This window comes from Ruegeria sp. TASC047 (assembly GCF_059612445.1).
In genome coordinates this window covers 91,079-107,883 of record NZ_JBXWQP010000001.1, presented here as the reverse complement: position 1 = coordinate 107,883, position 16,805 = coordinate 91,079, and the positions used below count along the sequence as shown (strand labels likewise).

General features: G+C 59.7%; 10 protein-coding genes and 1 pseudogene. 10 read left to right on the top strand and 1 reads right to left on the bottom strand.

Going from position 1 to position 16,805, the window contains the following annotated elements:
- From AC2FLO_RS00520 to AC2FLO_RS00495, 6 genes and pseudogenes are all read left to right on the top strand, one after another.
- Nucleotides 1–137, top strand: a pseudogene (locus AC2FLO_RS00520) (DUF2493 domain-containing protein); the annotation flags it as partial.
- A 153-nt stretch (nt 138–290) separates the two neighbouring features.
- Entirely contained in the window at nt 291–1,445 is a 1,155-nt protein-coding gene (locus tag AC2FLO_RS00515) for an SH3 domain-containing protein (RefSeq protein WP_496811597.1), read from the top strand.
- A 359-nt stretch (nt 1,446–1,804) separates the two neighbouring features.
- On the top strand, nt 1,805–2,011 hold the full coding sequence (locus tag AC2FLO_RS00510; RefSeq protein ID WP_203240483.1) for a hypothetical protein: 207 nt from the start codon (nt 1,805–1,807) through the stop codon (nt 2,009–2,011).
- Nucleotides 2,012–2,559: 548 nt separating this feature from the next.
- The gene (locus tag AC2FLO_RS00505) at nt 2,560–3,141 is read left to right on the top strand and encodes a transposase (protein WP_496811596.1); all 582 of its coding nucleotides are present in this window, start codon (nt 2,560–2,562) and stop codon (nt 3,139–3,141) included.
- Nucleotides 3,128–5,461 (top strand): relaxase/mobilization nuclease domain-containing protein, encoded by a 2,334-nt coding sequence (locus AC2FLO_RS00500; protein WP_496811595.1) that lies wholly within the window; start codon nt 3,128–3,130, stop codon nt 5,459–5,461. Before AC2FLO_RS00505 ends, AC2FLO_RS00500 begins: the two co-directional genes overlap by 14 nt.
- A gap of 8 nt (nt 5,462–5,469) precedes the next feature.
- Nucleotides 5,470–7,470, top strand: a complete 2,001-nt coding sequence (locus AC2FLO_RS00495; protein ID WP_496811606.1) for a type IV secretory system conjugative DNA transfer family protein — start codon at nt 5,470–5,472, stop codon at nt 7,468–7,470.
- 4 nt (nt 7,471–7,474) lie between these two features.
- Here the strand turns inward: AC2FLO_RS00495 and AC2FLO_RS00490 are convergent, their stop codons facing one another.
- Nucleotides 7,475–8,269, bottom strand: coding sequence for a BrxR family transcriptional regulator (locus tag AC2FLO_RS00490; RefSeq protein WP_462661319.1), 795 nt, complete (start codon nt 8,267–8,269; stop codon nt 7,475–7,477).
- 77 nt (nt 8,270–8,346) lie between these two features.
- Here AC2FLO_RS00490 and AC2FLO_RS00485 point away from each other — a divergent pair, with 77 nt between their 5' ends.
- The 4 genes from AC2FLO_RS00485 (at nt 8,347) to AC2FLO_RS00470 (ending at nt 16,803) form a co-directional block, all read left to right on the top strand.
- Entirely contained in the window at nt 8,347–9,489 is a 1,143-nt protein-coding gene (locus tag AC2FLO_RS00485) for an exonuclease SbcCD subunit D (RefSeq protein ID WP_462661320.1), read from the top strand.
- The gene (locus AC2FLO_RS00480) at nt 9,486–12,560 is read left to right on the top strand and encodes an AAA family ATPase (RefSeq protein ID WP_496811594.1); all 3,075 of its coding nucleotides are present in this window, start codon (nt 9,486–9,488) and stop codon (nt 12,558–12,560) included. Before AC2FLO_RS00485 ends, AC2FLO_RS00480 begins: the two co-directional genes overlap by 4 nt.
- A 399-nt stretch (nt 12,561–12,959) precedes the next feature.
- Nucleotides 12,960–15,503, top strand: coding sequence for a TerB N-terminal domain-containing protein (locus AC2FLO_RS00475; RefSeq protein WP_496811593.1), 2,544 nt, complete (start codon nt 12,960–12,962; stop codon nt 15,501–15,503).
- Nucleotides 15,496–16,803 carry an ATP-binding protein gene (locus AC2FLO_RS00470; RefSeq protein ID WP_462661323.1) on the top strand — a complete coding sequence of 436 codons (1,308 nt, stop codon included), beginning with the start codon at nt 15,496–15,498 and terminating at the stop codon, nt 16,801–16,803. The genes AC2FLO_RS00475 and AC2FLO_RS00470 overlap by 8 nt, the downstream gene beginning before the upstream one ends.
- Nucleotides 16,804–16,805: the final 2 nt, after the last annotated feature.

The following is a 16,805-nucleotide window of genomic DNA, read 5'->3' as shown; positions in this document are numbered from 1 at the left end:
ACGACAAGTTTGCCGCGACGGGGGTTGTTCTCTTCGGCGGCAATGGCGTGGCGCTGAACCTCGGACAGAAGGCCGAGGCAAAAGGGCTGACGGTAATGCGGGTCACTGATCCGGCGAAGAAGACCGCGGAGATGTAATTGATAGGGTCGCCTAAGGGCGGCCCTTTCTTCGTTTCTCAGAGGTGCGCGAACCTCAGGGGTATCGCAGTGAACTCCAGCAATGGGCATCGAAAGTCTTGGTGATTGCAATCTGGCCAATCTGGTTTTTGGGAATGACTGGATGGTATCTCGATGCAATCACAGCTTAATATGGTCGTGCGGCAGAAGACATTTGTTGCGCAGCTCAACACCCGCCCAGGTTTTTCCTCGATGCCTTTTTCTCCGGAACGCACCAAAGAGATTCAATCGCGCATTGATGCGCGTTTGCGGTCTGGGCAGGCAAACGATTGGGAAGTGTCTTTTCTCACAAACATGGCTGAACGGTTTCAGCGGTATGGGACGGAGACGCGTCTTAGCAAAGCTCAGTATGCCAGCCTGCACAAAGTCCTGAAACTGGAACGGGAAAAACCAGCCCAGACAAGGTCAGCTGCCGACGACGGCACTTTTCAACCAGCACCAAAGCGCAGCTCCAGAGCCGTACAGGCGAGACCCCGTCCGATCTCCGTGACCCGCGCGATCACCGCACCTCGGCGTGCCGTGCGCAAGGCTCAACGCCAAATCATGGTGCCGTTGGTTATTGCTGTCGCGTTTTTCGCGTTGGTTGGATCATTGTTTGAGTCATCAAATTCACGATCCACACCCTACAGTCCGTCAGCATTGCCCACATCGCAAACGGCAAACAGCGCTTACGTCTATGTGACAGGGACACGTGTCAACCAACGTGCTGGGCCGTCTACCTCGAACGCCGTGATGGGCGTCTTGAGCGAAGGGACCCGCGTCGAAAAGCTTCGCGATGAAGGGCAGTGGACCCAAATTCGGTCTAACTTGGGAACGGGCTGGATGTCTTCCGGTTTCCTGTCGTCGGCGGCGCCACCTGCAGAGCGACCCGCCTCCCAGGACCGGTCGCTTCGAGCCAGCGATATACGGATCATTGATGGTGACACGATCGATGTTCGAGGCATGACAGCGAACGTGCGACTCGTCGGGTTTAACGCGCCTGAGACATGGAGACCGTCCTGCACTGCGGAGCGGCAGGTCGGGGAACGCGCAACAGCGCGTCTTGGTCAACTGGTGCGGGGTGCGGCGTCAATTGAATTTGAGCGCGTGGCCTGTTCCTGTCGGCCCGGGACTGAAGGCACGGATCAGTGCAATTTCGGGCGGTTCTGTGGCTCGTTGTTCGTTGACGGTCGGGACGTGGGAAGTACGCTCATCGCTGAAGGTTTGGCCGTGCCATACCGATGTGGCCGCACCAGTTGTCCCTCACGCCCTCAACCCTGGTGCCGATAGCAGGGGCACTCACCCGACATAGACGACGGATCTTCGCTCGCGGCTGAACGCTGACCTGCCATGTCTTGAGCGTGACGGATCATTATCCACGTGCGTTAGATTAGAACGAACCAAGCCATCTCAGATCGGGATCAACGGGACCGATGGCGGGCTCAAAGTGGCGGCACAGATTTGGGTCCCTCCTTTTTGCTCATGGATGTGGATCGCACGGGGTCGGCCCGGCCGTGCCCTCCGCTTGCGCTTAGGCAAGCACAAATACGGCTTCCACGCCTTTGGCGCGGACCCTCCGCATTTGCGCTTGCGACCGGGCCTCTTGCCCCCGTGCTGTGAGATCCCCATCGCAAAAAGGAGATACCCAAATGACCAACCACTACGTCGCCACCGTCCCCGTCAAGTTCACCGACAATGACGGCCAGGAACGCACTCGCTTCCAACGCGTAGGTGCCATGTTCCGCAATACCCGCAACGGGGACGGCTCGGAGTTCTTCAGCCTCAAGCTCGACTTCCCGGTTGCGGTTTCGGAGCTGGTGATGTTCCCGCCGAGCTCGAGGGAACCTCAGGACTAAATCCTCTGACGAGGATGGGCCGCCATCAGGCGGCCCTTTCCCTGTTCCAGGGACGCAGTCACCGGCGGGGTTGATTGCCGGTGGCGACCCCCAGGTGTCGGTCGCTGCTCGTTCGTGGGTCGAACGCCGCCAAGATCAAAGGAATCGCGACAGAGCAGCCAGCCAGCCTCAAGGGGGCCATCCCCAAAAACAGCCAGGCCGGGCCTGGCGGTTTTTGCGGCAGAGATTTGGCCAAGCCAAATCTGGCCCTCCTTGACCCTGCCTGTCCGCCCTGTCGGTGGGGTTTGCGCCTGCCCGCGTTTCCGTCCGAACACATGCGTGTTCGGCCAGACCCTCGGGCGGGGCTGGAGAAGGGGACCCATTGGACAGGTGGGGTTCTTGATGGTGAGGGAGGCAGGGCCTCGCACCTTTGGTGCTCGGCGTGAAGCGGAATACAAGGCTGCGGAGACCAGAAGCAACATAAGTATATTATTGACAGACTGGTATAGTATCGTATGGTGGGGCAGCCTTGTATGAAGGTGGCAGGAAATAGGGGGTCTTTCTTCCGCATGTCCCGAACAAAACGCCTGACAGAGACCGAGAAGATGCAGATCGTCCGCGAGGCAGCGGAGGGTGTCTCGACGACTGATCTGGCAGAGCGTTTTGGGGTCACATCGCGCGCCATTCGCTACGTCGTGAAAGCCGATGTCGAGCGCCAGGCAGATGCCGCTATTCCGGTGGCAGCCATCAGCGTGAAGGTGACGGCAGAGGAGCTTGCGGCACTCGATGAAGTGCTGGCCGCCGCCGGGATCGAGAGCCGTGCCGAGGGGCTGCGGCGGCTCATCCAGGCGGCGGGTGGAGTGTTCGTTCCGGACGCGCAGATGGCAGCAGAGATGGCGCGCTACCGCACCTCTCTGCATGAGGTTGGCAACGGGGTCGTGCAGATCGCCAAGCAGATGACGCGGGCCAACCGGCAGGGGCAGGGGGCTGGCCCGGAGTTCACCGAATTGCGCCTCGCGCAGATGCGCGGGCTGGCGCGGTTCATTCTGGATTCCGCTGACGAGATCGATCTGCTCCTGCGCCGCCGCCGTGACGCCATGCAGCTCGAGGCCACGGCCGCGCTGAGGGAGTTTGCCCATGCGGCTGAATGATGCTGTCGACGCTGTTACCGGGGAGGTGTTCCGGGATGGCTGGAGCCGGATCCGGGGCTCGATGCAGGGCCTGCACGTGGCCAAGCAGAAGCAACTCGTGCGTGCTGCAGCAGGGCACCGGCCGGCGGTCTTCAAGGCGATCCGGGGCGGAGGCACGCATACCAAATCACAGCTCGCAAACCAGCTCGATTACCTCACCACCAAGTCCACGCATATCGTCGACTCGAGCGGGTTCTTGGATGGCAAGGCGAAACTTGAGGCGGGCGACATCAAGGACCTGACCGAACGCTTTGCCAAGCGGTGGGATGCGGGCTTCAAGCCGAAGCTGGGCCAGACGACCCATATGCTCATGTCCTTCCCCATCGGCACGCGCGGCGAGGATGTGCGCGACATCGCGACGGATGTGGCCGAGCGGTTCTTCCAGACCGACGCGGGGCATTTTGATTACATCATCGCGGTGCATGAGGACCGCGATCACCCGCATGCGCATCTGGTGTTGAACCGCCGCTCGCAAGAAGGCGAGTTCTTCTTTCTGGGGCGCAACCACCGCTTCAACTATGACGACTTCCGCCTCGCCATGGTCGAGGAGGCAGAAAAGTATGGCGTGCGGCTGGAAGCCACGCGCCGGGTGGATCGCGGGGTTGTGCATTACCCAGCCCGCACCAGCGAGGTCTATGCCGCGAAAGAAGAGGGTCGCGCGCCCCGCGAGCGCGAACGTGTTGGGCAGGACCTGACCCGGACGCTGGCGGAGATCGCCAACACCAGAACCGTCTACCATTCGCTTGCCGCGGAAGCCTCCCGCGAAACGAGGGAAGACATTGCCGCGGCGCTCTTCCGCGCAGGTGAAGTGCTGGCGCGCGGCGGGCAGGTGGACCGAACAGGAGATGTGTATATGGCCGAGGATCAAAGCTTCGAGGATCTGAGAAGCCTTTATGCGGAGAAGCTCGCGCGGGTGCAGGGCATGATCGCCGAGAAGTCCGACGCGGAACGTCCCGTGCTGGAAAAACGCCTCATCGAGATCCAGACGCAGGTCCAGCATATGCAGCCTCTCGGATTGCGTTCGAGCACGCTGTCTGAGGTGCCTTCGGAGGGCGGGGTCTACTCAGAGGCGAATATCGACACCAACCAGCTAGAACGTCTTGCCGAGCCAGGCCTGCGCTCACGGATCGACGCGGCCCTGCGCGGCACCGGGATCAGCACATCGGAAGTGGTGGCCCGGATCGAGACGGGCGCCTCAAATGCAGCGCTCGAGCATCAATGGATCGCCGATGATCTCTCCAAGGTGGCCGAGGCGCGCGATCTGAACCTCGAGCGCCGCGCTGATCTGGAACAGGCGCGGGACATCCTGAACGATGTGCACGTGGCACTTGGCACGCTGTTGGAACGGGAAAACGTGCTGCGCCGGGATGGGGTCGTGGAGGAGGAAGCAGTCAGCGAGCGGTTCCACTATCAGGAGGACGCAGTGCGGGCGATGGAAGGGACAATCCGTCAGGAGATGCGCGCCGAAGGTCTGACAGTGCAGCAGATCGAGGACCGGGAGCGGGAGGTCGTTTCGCGGGCAGAGCGCCGGATCGAGACCGAGCAGCGCGCGTATCTCGAGGCACACCCGGATCTGCTCGCACGCCCGGGCGATGTTATCGACCGGTCCGAGCCCTACAGGGAGGCCATCACCGATGCTTCCCGCGCCAGCGAGATGACCCGCGAGGTCGACCGGATCATGGAGGGACGCGACCTCCGCACGTCCGTTGCGGATGCTGTCGCAGATGACTTGCGCGCGCGCTATCCGGACATGCCGTCCCACCTCGCCCGTGGGCTCGGCGCGACCTACGCGGCCGTCGTCGAGATACGCGACACGGAGGTTATCAATCAGGTCCGCCGCGAAATCGAGATGCGCGACGGGCTCAGATCTGGCACGCGCGACGAATTCCTCGCAACCGGCGATGAAACGACGGCGCAGTTTGACCGTACCGACCGCCTGGCAGGCGAGATTGCGCGTGTCCTGGACCATGAGCGGGCCGGGGAATTGTCCGCGCCCTTCGAGACCGAGGCGGAGCGGGACGCTTTCCGCGGTGAGATCGCGCGGGTGATGGATGACCGCCAATTGGGCCGGCTCACATCCGGCGATGCCGATGCGCTGGAAAAGGTTCTCGAGGACCGCCTCGACCGGCTCTATGTGGCCAAGGTCTACCTTCAATCCGATGCCGCCACGGCCAATACCGAGGCCCTGCGCCAGGTGGTCGATGATCTCGCCGACGCCGAGTATGAAAAACACCGCGCCACAGACGTGGATGGCGAGACTGAGCGGGGACAGGTCCATTGAGCGCCGCGATGGGCAAAGCGCGGATCGCAACAGGGGTCTTGCTGGTAACGCTGGTGACCGGGGCCATGGGCTATACCATCGCCTCGGCGGTGCTGACCTACCAGGATATCGGCTTCGGGGCCGAGATCGACTTTGCCTATATCGCGCAGAACTATGCGGCGATCCTCGACCGTCGTCCGGAAGATGCCCAGCTTATTCACCTGATCATCGGCAGCTTTGCCGCCGCTGGCCTGATGCTGAGCCTCGCTCTTTCGGGATCGGCCCTCACACGCTTTGGCCAGACCCATTGGCAGAGCGCGCGCGAGATGAAGGCCAACGGGTTTTTTGGCGCACCCGGCACCGGATTCATTCTCGGCAAGCTCGGTACTCCAAAATCCAGCGCGAAGTACATCTGCTCGAAAGTCTTCCCGCACGCGCTGATCGTGGCCCCCACGGGCCGCGGCAAGACCACGGGCTTTGTCATTCCGAACCTGCTGACCTGGCAGGGCTCCGCCGTGACGCTCGATGTAAAGGGCGAGTGTTTCGAGGCAACGGCCCGGCACCGCGCAGCCCAAGGCGACCAAGTCTATCGCTTTGCCCCCACCGATTGGGAGGGCAAGCGCACGCATCGCTACAACCCGCTCCTGCGCATCTTCGAGCTGAAAGATCCCGCGCGCCAGCAGATGGAATTGCAGCTTCTCGCCACGCTCTTCCTACAGAGCGACAACGACCGGGTGCAGGGGCTTCTGAAAGGCGGGATCGATCTCTTCGTGGCGGCGGGGCTCTTGGCCTTCCAGCGCAAGCGCCCGACCTTGGGCGAGATCTATCGCATTGCCGCCTCGGGTGGAAACAAGCAGAAGGAATACTTCGCGCGGGGTCACGAGGTCGACAACCGTGCGGCCAAGCTGATCTTCACCCGGTTGGCTTCGACCAACAATGACACGCTGACCTCTTACGTTTCGCTCCTGATGACCTCGGGGCTCGATCAATGGCAGAACCCGGCCATCGATGAAGCTACGGCGGTCTCGGACTTTGATTTCCGGACGATCCGCAAGAAGCCCTTTTCGGTCTATCTCGTGGTCCAGCCGCTGATGGTGAAGCCGCTCGCGCCGCTGATCCGGCTGTTTTTCTCCGATCTCCTCTCTGCCATGCAGGAAAAGGACCCCGGGCCGGATGAGCCCTGGCCCGTGATGATCATGCTCGACGAGTTTAATCGCTTGGGCAAGATGCCCATCGTGGTCGAAAGCATCGAGACCCTGCGGACCTACCGTGGTCACCTGGCCGTGGTCACCCAAACCATTCCCGCCCTCGATGAAATCTACGGCGAGAACACCCGCCGCGCGCTGCAGGGCAACGCCGGCGTGAAGCTCTACCTTACACCGTCAGATGAAAAAACAGTCGAGGAGCTGAGCAAGGCGGTCGGAAAGACCACCAAGACTGTCGTCTCGCGTTCGCAGTCCATCGGCAAGAACCCCTTCGAGGGCCGTAGCCAATCCACACGGACCGAAGAAAGCTCCTTGCTTCCCGAAGATGAGGCGCGCCGCCTGCCGCTCGACGAGATCGTCATGGTCATCGATGCGCAAATGCCGGTCCGGGCCAAACGGATCCAGTATTTTGACGACCGGCTCTTCAAGGCGATCCACGCGGCACAGACGGGCGAGTTACCGTTTCCGGAGCCGGGGGGAGGGGGGTCGCAAGGCACGCTGCCGCTGAGTGTCCGCGCGATGCCGATGACACCGCCACCGGACGGGTCAGGCGGATCCGAGGCCGACGTTGAGGCCGCACTTCAGGCTGCTGATGGCCTATCATCAGGGCAAACCGATGTCGCCCCAAAGAAGACTGCGCCTGTCGTTCAAGCCGCTATCGCCGAGGAACAGCGACAGATGGAAATGGATTTTGGGGGCGAGGTTGCGGATGCCGAGACAGTGGGCGTGGATGATGAGGCGCAGATGCGCTCTGCCGTCGATGGTCTCGATATGTTGGAGGCAACTATGGAGCGAAGCAAGAACGGCGTACGAGAAGGGATTTAGTTACTCATATTGGCTCGTAGTCCGTTTTCGCGCGCTCAAGCCGTGCGCCTACGGTATCCAACCCCCATCGACGATCAAAAAAGAATTCCAGCGCTTTTCTGGTTTCGATACGAAGCCATTCGCCTTCAAAGCCGAATTCACGTCTGACGACCTTTGCTTGCTCTTCAGAAAGTCCTGTCTTTGGTCGCAGCCAGATGATTGCTCGAGTATTCCAATCCACGTCCACCGGCAGAGGCTTGTCTATGAGTTTCTCCTCGAAAGAGCTGTCAGGATCGATGCGGATCGGGAGGTAGTTCCGATATTCACCGTGCTTGAAACTGTGGGCACGCACGTGCACGCTTTCACCGTCGGACGTGAAGCGGGTCGGTGCGATCCACTGCCCTTCGTCGGCACCGGACGACATTGATGTGTATCGTACGTGGATGGCTTTACCCGATCTGATTGCCTGGTGAAGCAGCGCGATGGTCCTCCGATCTGCCTTGCGTTCCGGTCGTGGTAACGCGGAATGTGGCGTGCTTTCATCATCGCTCGTCAGGATAGCGAAGGCTTCGGTCAGGCCGGATGGTGCTAAAGCCTCGTGATCGCTCGCAGCTATGTAGGTCTTTCGCACCGGATCATAGGTCGGCGGTGAACTGTGCGCGAGACCGAGATAGACACGGAAGTCCAGCGCTGCCTGCGCGGTCGAAATACCGAAGCGGTCGATCAGATCCTTGCGGTTTGCCATACCCCGCCAAGTCAGGCAGCGGTCCAGAAAGATCAGGCGCTCTCTCTGCGCATGTTTGAGGTCGTCGAGCTTCATGTGCGCATCCCTACCTTGACTCTCGCCCACATGTCCATCTAGAAAATATACGATTAAAAAATATACGGACTATTGCCATGAGGATTCTTCACACCGCCGACCTCCATCTCGGGCGTCAGTTCAACGGGATTCCTCTCGATGCCGATCACGCAGCAATACTCGACCAGATCGTTTCGGCGATCACCTCCCGCGACGTTGACGTTCTTGTAATTGCAGGAGATATTTTTGACCGGGCTGCCCCGCCGACGTCAGCCGTGCGTCAGTTCAATGGGTTCTTGGCGCGCGTTGCCTCGGAGACCGACGCGGCCGTGGTGATGATCGCCGGCAATCACGACTCTGGTGATCGAATCGCATCCATGGCGATCATGACAGACACACGACGCGCTTTAATACGTGGGGCTATAAGTGCGGACGAGAAGCCGCTGTTCCTCACGGACGCCCACGGACGTGTGGCGTTCACAGGGTTGCCCTTCGCCTACGAGTATGCCGCCCGTGAATGCTTTTCCGACGAAGCTCTCCACACTCCCGAGGACGTTCTCGCGGCTCAGGTGGCTTGCGGTCGGCGTAACATTCCCGATGGCACGCGTTGGGTCGTCGTTTCGCATGCTTTTGTAGCCGGAGCATCGAGCAGCGAAAGTGAACGACCTCTCACTAGGGTCGGCGGCATCGAGACCGTCAGTTCGGCCGTGTTCGAGGGTGCCCACTATGTGGCTCTTGGCCATCTGCACCGGCCGCAATCGGTTGGTGCCTCTCATATCCGGTACTCGGGATCGCCATTAGCTTTCGGGTTTGATGAATCTGACTGCCAGAAGTCGATGAGCCTCGTCGAGATCGATGCGGTCGGGCAAGCGACGATTGAGAACATTCCTTTCGAACCCGTTCGTCGGGTGCGCGTCTTGAAGGGACGTCACGCAGAACTTCTCCTCGCAGACCGATCTGACGATTTTATCAAAGCTGTTCTTACCGATGATGCGCCTGTGATCGATGGAATGAAGCGCATCCGCGACGTGTTCCCGAACGCCTGTGAACTTGTCTACGATCGGGATGAAAAGGCGCCAGAAGTAAAGTCCCTAGCGGGACGTGCCTTAGCGGTCGCGAACCCAGTCGAAGTCATTGGCGACTTCCTCGAACACGTGCGGGACGAAGGGTTCTCAGAGAACGAACTGGAGGTCGTAGCGTCGGCACTCGGTCGTCTGCGTGAGACGGAGGATGTCCAATGAGACCGGTTCGGCTAACACTTCAGGCGTTCGGTCCTTATCCAGGTCGGGTGGTTATCGACTTTCGGGATGCCGTCGAGGCGGGTCTTTTCGGCATCTACGGACAAACAGGATCAGGTAAATCGACCATCTTCAGCGCGATGACCTTTGCGCTCTTTGGAGAAGCGGCGAAGGCAGAGCAAGACGCTCCTTCGTTGCGCTCGGATCACGCCGATCCGGATGTAGTGACCGAGGCGGAGTTCGTGTTCGACATTGGTGAGCGGCGATATGTTGTGCTTCGCCGACCCGACCAGATGCGACCCAAGGCACGCGGTGAAGGCGAGACACGGAGCGCACACGAAGCTTATCTGTTCGATGCGACCGGAATATCGTTAGACGACATCACAGACGCGGCGCGGGGCAAGATCGTGGCCGAGAAGAAGGTGCGCGACGTCGACGCGGCCGTCGTCGAGATGCTTGGATATGGCTCCGAGCAATTTCGCCAGATCGTCCTCCTGCCGCAAGGGCGCTTCGAGAAGTTCCTTTCGGCCAAGACGAAAGAGCGCCTCGAAATCCTGCGAGAACTCTTCGATGTCTCGCTATACGAGAAGCTCATGGCCGATCTCAAGTCAGCAGCCGATGAGGCTGAACGGCAGGTGCGGGAGGAACGTGCGCTCTGCATCAGGCAACTCGCGGCAGAAGGGTTCGAAAGCACTGATGCACTGATTTCGGGCATCGAAGCCGCAACAGAGAAATGTGCTGAGCTACGCGCGAACGAAGAAACCGGGAAGGCGACGGCGGAAGCTGCCGAGAAAGCAGTGCGTCAGGCGGAGGCCATCGAAGAAAAATTCGCGACGGCCGAAAAGATGAACGAACGGCTTCGCGCACTTGAGGCGCAGAAGGGCGATGTCGAGACGCTTTCTGAGCAGGTCCGACAAGCCGAGCGCGCGCTCGGTCTGATCGATGTCGAGGAACGTGTGAGGGATGCCGAACGCGAAGTTGCTGAAGCCGTGTCCAAGCGAGAAGAGGCACACGAGGCCGCCGAGGTTGCCGCGAACGGAGCAGAGAAGGCGGCACAGGCGCTCAGGCGTGAGGACGAACGTGCCGGTGAGGTCGAAAACCTGCGCCAGAGGAAGGACGAACTGGAGAGGTATGGTCGAATCCTCGAGGTAGCAGCCGATAGCAATCAGGCGGTCGAAATCGCGCTGAAAGAGCAACGGGACGCCGAATGCGCTCTTCAGAAGGCAAAGTCAGACCTGACCGAACTTCAGGAGAAGCGCACCTCGAAAAGCGCCGAGCTGAAAGCTGCGCGCGAAACGGAGGCGAAGCGCACCGAGATCGTGGGTCGGCGCGCAGAGCTCGACAAACGGCATCTGGCCGCCAAGTCCTACGAGGGCGCTTTGCAGGATGTTGCAACGGCTCAGGCCGCTGTCGAAGAACAACTGCGGAAGTCGGAAGCTGCGGCCGGAAAGGCCGAGAAGGCGCGAGATGATTTTGAGACGGCCGAACGGGATCTAGCGGCCGCACAGGCGCTGCACCTTGCGACGAGACTGGAAGCAGGGTCGCCATGTCCGGTCTGCGGCGCAACCGAGCATCCTGCGCCGGCGACTGGCGAGATTGGTAGTGCGGGCCTGGACAAGGCATTCCGAGAGTCACGAGAAGCATGGCTGGCTGCCGATCGCGAAGCCCGGCAAGCCGGCGAAGCACTGGTCGGGGTGCAAGCGACGCTTGAGGAGCGACAGAAACGCTTGTCCACCCTTGAGCCGCCAGAGGAGCGTGCTGCCGTCATCGCGGCGCAGATCGGTCGTGAAGACGACGCACTCGCAGCGCTTGGGCGCCGGGTCGACATTCTTGCCGCGGAGACCGGGATCGAGGAACTGGCACTGCAGATCGAGGAAAAGGAGCGAAAACGCGATGAGTTGCGGGCCTGCTTCGATGAGCGGCGGAACAAGGCAACTGAGGCCAAGGCGGCGCGCGATGGCAGGCTCGCAGAGGTGCCGGAGAACCTCCGCGATGTGCCGGCGCTCGCGGCCACACTTAAGAAAGTGACCGGGTCGCTAGAGTCGCTTCAGGCTGCGCGGACCGCGGCGGAAAAGGCGCTGAACTCCGCGCGCGAAAAGGCACTCGGCGCGGTTAAGGATCTAGAAAGCGCGGATAAGGCGCTCGTGGACTGTAAGGCGCGCCATCAAAAGGCGGTTGAGGTCTTCCGGACGAGACTGGCTGGAGCTGGCCTCACAGCAGAGGCGTTTCAGTCTCTCAAGCCAGCCATCGAAACTCTCGATGAAGATAGAGAAACGGTCGAGACCTACCGGCGTGAGCACAAGAGTGCGTCTGATGCAGTCACAGATTCTGCCTCTGCGATTGAAGGCATGTCCCGGCCTGACATCGAATCGCTGCGGAAAACGCACCAGACCCATGCTGAGACACTCGGCAGGGCTACCGAAGAACGCGTCGCCGCCCAGACCCGTGTCGATCAGTTGGATCGGCTTAGAAAGGGGATGGAAGAGACGCTGCGCAAGCTTGACGAAGCCGAAGCGGCATCAGGCCCGCTGCGCGGACTAGCTGCGCTGGTGAACGGGCAGAACTCGCAAAGACTGACCCTGGAGACATTCGCGATAGGCGCGATGTTCGACCAGATTCTGGAAGCGGCAAACTTACGCTTCGGCCCAATGACAAACTATCAGTATAATCTTGAGCGCGAGATGGAGAATGGAGGGCGAGGTAAACGAGGCCTTGGAACACAGGTGTTTGACGCGCACACCGGGAAATCACGCGCTACAACCACACTCTCAGGCGGCGAGACGTTCATTGCGGCACTCGCTCTCGCACTGGGTCTTGCCGACGTGGTCGAAGCGGCGAGCGGCAAGGTCCGGCTCGACACGATTTTCATCGACGAAGGGTTTGGAAGTCTCGACACCGAAAATGGGTCTGGCACCCTCGAACAGGTCCTACAGGTTCTCAACTCTATCGTCCGGCAGAACCGCGCCGTGGGTCTGATTTCGCATGTACCGCTTGTTCAAGAGGCGATCCCCAACGGCTTCTATGTCAGGAAAGGGATGTCTGGGAGTAGCATAGAGGAAAGGGGGGTGGTCTGATGGTACCTCGTTGGTTTCGACGGCGAGCTCATTCGCGGCGCTTGCCAAACGGTGGCACTACCGACGTTCGAGAAAGCTGGGTCTTACAGTCTTCTTCGAAGGCAAAGCGCCAGCGCAGTTTCCGGCATCAGTGCCCCATATGCGGTGCAGACGTGGTCACGGTCCGTATGCCCAATGGTGGAAGCGCTCATTTTGAGGGCGCGAAGGGATTGTATAGGATCAAGCACCCATGTTTGCATGTTGGCGAAGGTTTGAGCCGAGTGCGTGACACGAACACGCCTGACCTCTTCGAAAACTGCTGAAATGTGCACCCCACTCGGGATTCAATTGCTCTAGCAGAGAAAAATCGCCTAGAGGTTGAGATGCGGGCGGCGTTCTCTTGAGATCGAACTGGCCAGTTTGGAGATTTTATTGATGAGTTTTGTATGGAAGGTTTTTCGTGTAATTATTTCTTTGGCGATTTATTTCTTTGCTGCTTTGGTAGTTGTTGCACTTGCAATGCAGTCATGGTCGGACGGCAGCCAAGTTCTTTTTGCATTGGGTGCGCCCGTCGTTTTGGTTTGGTGGCAAGAAAGGCGGCGATCTAGAAAAATTGCCTCTGCGAATGGCGCCGCAAAGAGTTCGGAAATACCAAAATCGAATTCAGCGCCGGTAGTGCCTCCAAATGCCTATGAAAAACGTGTCGAGCGTGAACGCGAACGAACTCGCGATGCCAATGTTTCCAAAGCATCGGCTGCGACTCAAGCCTATTCCCCACCGAAGCAGGACTACGCCGAGATCGTTCGCGCTGGAAAGTCTGCGGCGCCAGCTCTTGCGGCAGCCGCTGAAAGAAAACAATCTGAGCGAGTTGCATCGAGCAGGTGGTCCCGAACAAAGAAGAGCGGATGGGTGCCGTCAAACGAAACGGCAAGCGTGGCAGGGCGTAACATCGGAGGGATGGTCTACGTTGGCACGCCGCCCTTGCTGAATACCTATGGGTATCGTGACAAATGCCGAGCTTATATCGATCCGTCGCTATCAGTCGCGCGTTCCGGCAATGATAAGGCTGGCGATGGCATGCCCTATTGGCCCGGGTACTCGGATATCTCAGCCCAGTGCCGGGCGACATACCTTGACTGGCTTGCCAGCGGGCGAAAAGATGCCTCCTACAACCCCGGCTACATGTTCCTGTATTTTTATGGGTTGGAGCGTCGCTTCTTCGTCGATCAGTCAAACGAAGATGCAAAGGATATCGTCCAGGAAGTTCGGCGGTTGCAGTCGCTTTACCCTGACAACCACTCCGTCAGGCGCTATTTGGGAGAGTTTCTCGACATCGCGATGCTCGCTGAAACCGATCTCGACGCTATCGAGCCGATATTCGAGAAGCAGGGCTGGGAACTTCCGTTCTCACTCAAATATGCAATCGGAGCTCGGATCGACAAAGGCGAGAACCTGACAGCTGACTGGTTGCTGAGTTGGTTCATCTGCCATCCGGAAACAAATCTGAGAACTCCTGCCACGCGGTGCCGTGACGAGTTCGTCGCTCTTTTCCGCATGCGGTGTAATCAGCGTTTTCCTGACGGACTTAAAGTTACCAAACCCCGAAAATCACTCACGGCATCTTATCGAGCCGCTTCCAGCGAGTTTCAGGGGTCCGCCAACCCGACCGTGGACGGCAAGCCGGTCCCGGATATTTCCGGCCTGCGCAAACCGGTCGAGATTGCCCGGGAGCTGGCTGATGAGGTAATGAACGATCTCGACAAGCTTAGTCGCTTCTTGGGCCGAAATCCTGACGGTCGCGGAAGCGTTGAAGCCCATGCCTTGCTGCCCTCGGAACTGTGGGAGGCCTTTCCATCCGAGGAAATGGACCGCTTGAAATCCTGGGCTGCCGATATCGTAGATCGGGGCGGATTGGTGCCGCTTAAGGAGGTTATCGGATACCTGGAGGGAGAAACGAACGAGAAGATCGGGAAACGGCAGATGACAGGAGCGGCCGACGCGCTCGCGCGCCTCGGTTTTGGTCTCGCGCCCGACCCTCGGTTTGCACTCCGATCACCCAAGGCGGAAGAGCCTGTTGTGCTGTTTAGCCTGGGCAAACCCATCGAAAAACTGGAGGAAGTCTCTGACAGCTATCGAAGCGCCTTGATCGAATTGGCACTTGGGTCGTTCGTCGCCCATGCGGATGGTCGCATCGCGGAGCCTGAACGCAGGGCGCTGGAAGATCAAGTTTCTGCCGCGGCCCTTAGCGATCAGGAATGCCGCAGGCTGCGAGCAAACCTTGATTGGTTCCTGGCCGTGCCGCCGGACATGACGCTTCTGCGGCGCAAATTGAAGGAGGTGGGCCAAGACAGCCAGGCCGCTATGCGGGCAGCACTGGTTGGTGCAGCACATGCCGATGGTATTATTCACTCCGACGAAGTCGCAAGTATCGAGAAAATCTACAAGGCTTTGGGCCTCGATCCTGCGCTTGCCTACTCGGACCTGCATGCTGGCGAAGTTGCGGATGGTCCTCGCACTGTTCGTGCCTCGCAACCGGGTCGCCCGGGCGAAGCGATACCCGATCTTGAAAAAGCCAGCGGACCCAAACTCGACGCGTCGCGGATCGCAGCAATCCGTTCGGACACTGAGCGCGTGTCGTCCGTCCTCGGTCAGATTTTCGATGTCGAAGAGAAAAAAAGCGGTGTCTCCGGACCTGCCTACCAAAGTCAGCTGGCAGGGCTGGACCCGAAACACGGCGCCCTTGTCCTCGAACTTGTCAATCGGGAGCATTGGTCTGAAACCGAGTTCGAGACGATCTGCGCCTCGCATGGCTTGATGGCGTCCGGGGCTTTGGAAGTCGTGAATGAATGGGCCTTTGAGACCTACGATGAAGCGCTTCTCGACGAGTATGATGGATATGACGTGTCTTCGGAGATTGCGGAGGCGGTAAAAGAAAAGATGAGTGCGGAGGGCAGGGATGTCTAAGTTGAAACCACGTGAACGCGATGCAATCGTACAGGCGCTTCGGGCCGGGGTCGTGCCCAAGCTCGGTTTGCGCCATATTCAGGTTGGCCGCGTCCGAGAGATTGAAGAGCTCGTCAAGGACATGGGCCGGATATCCGATGGCGGATCGGCGATCCGGTTCATCATCGGGGAATACGGATCGGGCAAAACATTCTTTATGAACCTGATCCGCCTCGTCGCCCTGGAGAAAGGCCTGGTCGTGATGTTCGCGGATCTGGCGCCAGATCGGCGCATTCACGCGACCGGCGGACAAGCTCGGGGGCTGTATGCCGAGATGGCCCGAAACCTCTCGACGCGGACAAAGCCCGACGGCGGGGCATTGGCCAGCGTGGTGGAGCGGTTTGTTAGCCAGGCTCACCGCGATGCAGAAGAACAGGATTTGCCCACAGGGTCTGTCATTCGTGAACGCCTTGGCCACTTTGAAGAACTTACCGGGGGGTTTGAGTTCGCTGAAGTCATCCGCCGATATTGGGAAGGCCATGAGACCGGCGACGAAGAGCTGAAATCCGCGGCCCTGAGGTGGCTGCGCGGCGAATTCGCGACACGTACCGACGCGCGCAAAGCCCTTGGTGTGCGAACGATCATCGACGACGCCAGTGTCTATGACCATCTGAAGCTGATGTCGGCATTCGTGTGCGAGGCCGGTTACAAAGGATTGCTGGTCGGCCTCGACGAGATGGTGAATCTCTACAAACTCACCTCGTCGCAGGCCCGCAATGCAAACTATGAGCAGATTCTCCGGATCCTCAACGACGTGCTGCAAGGCAGTGCCGAGAACCTGGGATTTCTCATGGGCGGGACCCCGGAGTTTCTGATGAACACCCGTCGAGGGCTATACAGTTACGAAGCCCTCCAATCGCGTTTGGCTGAGAACACCTTCGCGCGAGACGGATTGATCGACCTTTCAGGACCGGTTGTCCGGCTGGCCAGTCTGACCCCTGAAGACCTCTTCGTTCTTTTGGCCAATGTCCGGCGGATCATGCAGGAAGATGCCGGAGCTTTACCGGACGACGCGCTCGAGGCCTTCATGGCGCATTGCTCGGACCGGATCGGTGAAGCTTACTTCCGCACCCCGCGCAATACGGTGACCGCATTCGTGAACTTGCTTTCTGTGCTTGAGCAAAACCCCGGTGTCGAGTGGAGCGATTTGATCGAAAAGATCGAAGTCTCCGAAGACCTCGGTGAAGACATGACCGAGGTAGACGAGTCGACTGGCGCCCAAGACCCCGGTGACGATGACCTGATCAGCTTCAAGCTCTGACG

What these genes read in the sequence shown, in the direction of transcription:
- AC2FLO_RS00515 (WP_496811597.1), top strand. Translation starts at nt 291, where the DNA reads ATGCAATCACAGCTTAATATGGTCGTGCGGCAGAAGACATTTGTTGCG.
- AC2FLO_RS00510 (WP_203240483.1), top strand. Translation starts at nt 1,805, where the DNA reads ATGACCAACCACTACGTCGCCACCGTCCCCGTCAAGTTCACCGACAAT.
- AC2FLO_RS00505 (WP_496811596.1), top strand. Translation starts at nt 2,560, where the DNA reads ATGTCCCGAACAAAACGCCTGACAGAGACCGAGAAGATGCAGATCGTC.
- AC2FLO_RS00500 (WP_496811595.1), top strand. Translation starts at nt 3,128, where the DNA reads ATGCGGCTGAATGATGCTGTCGACGCTGTTACCGGGGAGGTGTTCCGG.
- AC2FLO_RS00495 (WP_496811606.1), top strand. Translation starts at nt 5,470, where the DNA reads ATGGGCAAAGCGCGGATCGCAACAGGGGTCTTGCTGGTAACGCTGGTG.
- AC2FLO_RS00490 (WP_462661319.1), bottom strand. Translation starts at nt 8,269, where the DNA reads ATGAAGCTCGACGACCTCAAACATGCGCAGAGAGAGCGCCTGATCTTT.
- AC2FLO_RS00485 (WP_462661320.1), top strand. Translation starts at nt 8,347, where the DNA reads ATGAGGATTCTTCACACCGCCGACCTCCATCTCGGGCGTCAGTTCAAC.
- AC2FLO_RS00480 (WP_496811594.1), top strand. Translation starts at nt 9,486, where the DNA reads ATGAGACCGGTTCGGCTAACACTTCAGGCGTTCGGTCCTTATCCAGGT.
- AC2FLO_RS00470 (WP_462661323.1), top strand. Translation starts at nt 15,496, where the DNA reads ATGTCTAAGTTGAAACCACGTGAACGCGATGCAATCGTACAGGCGCTT.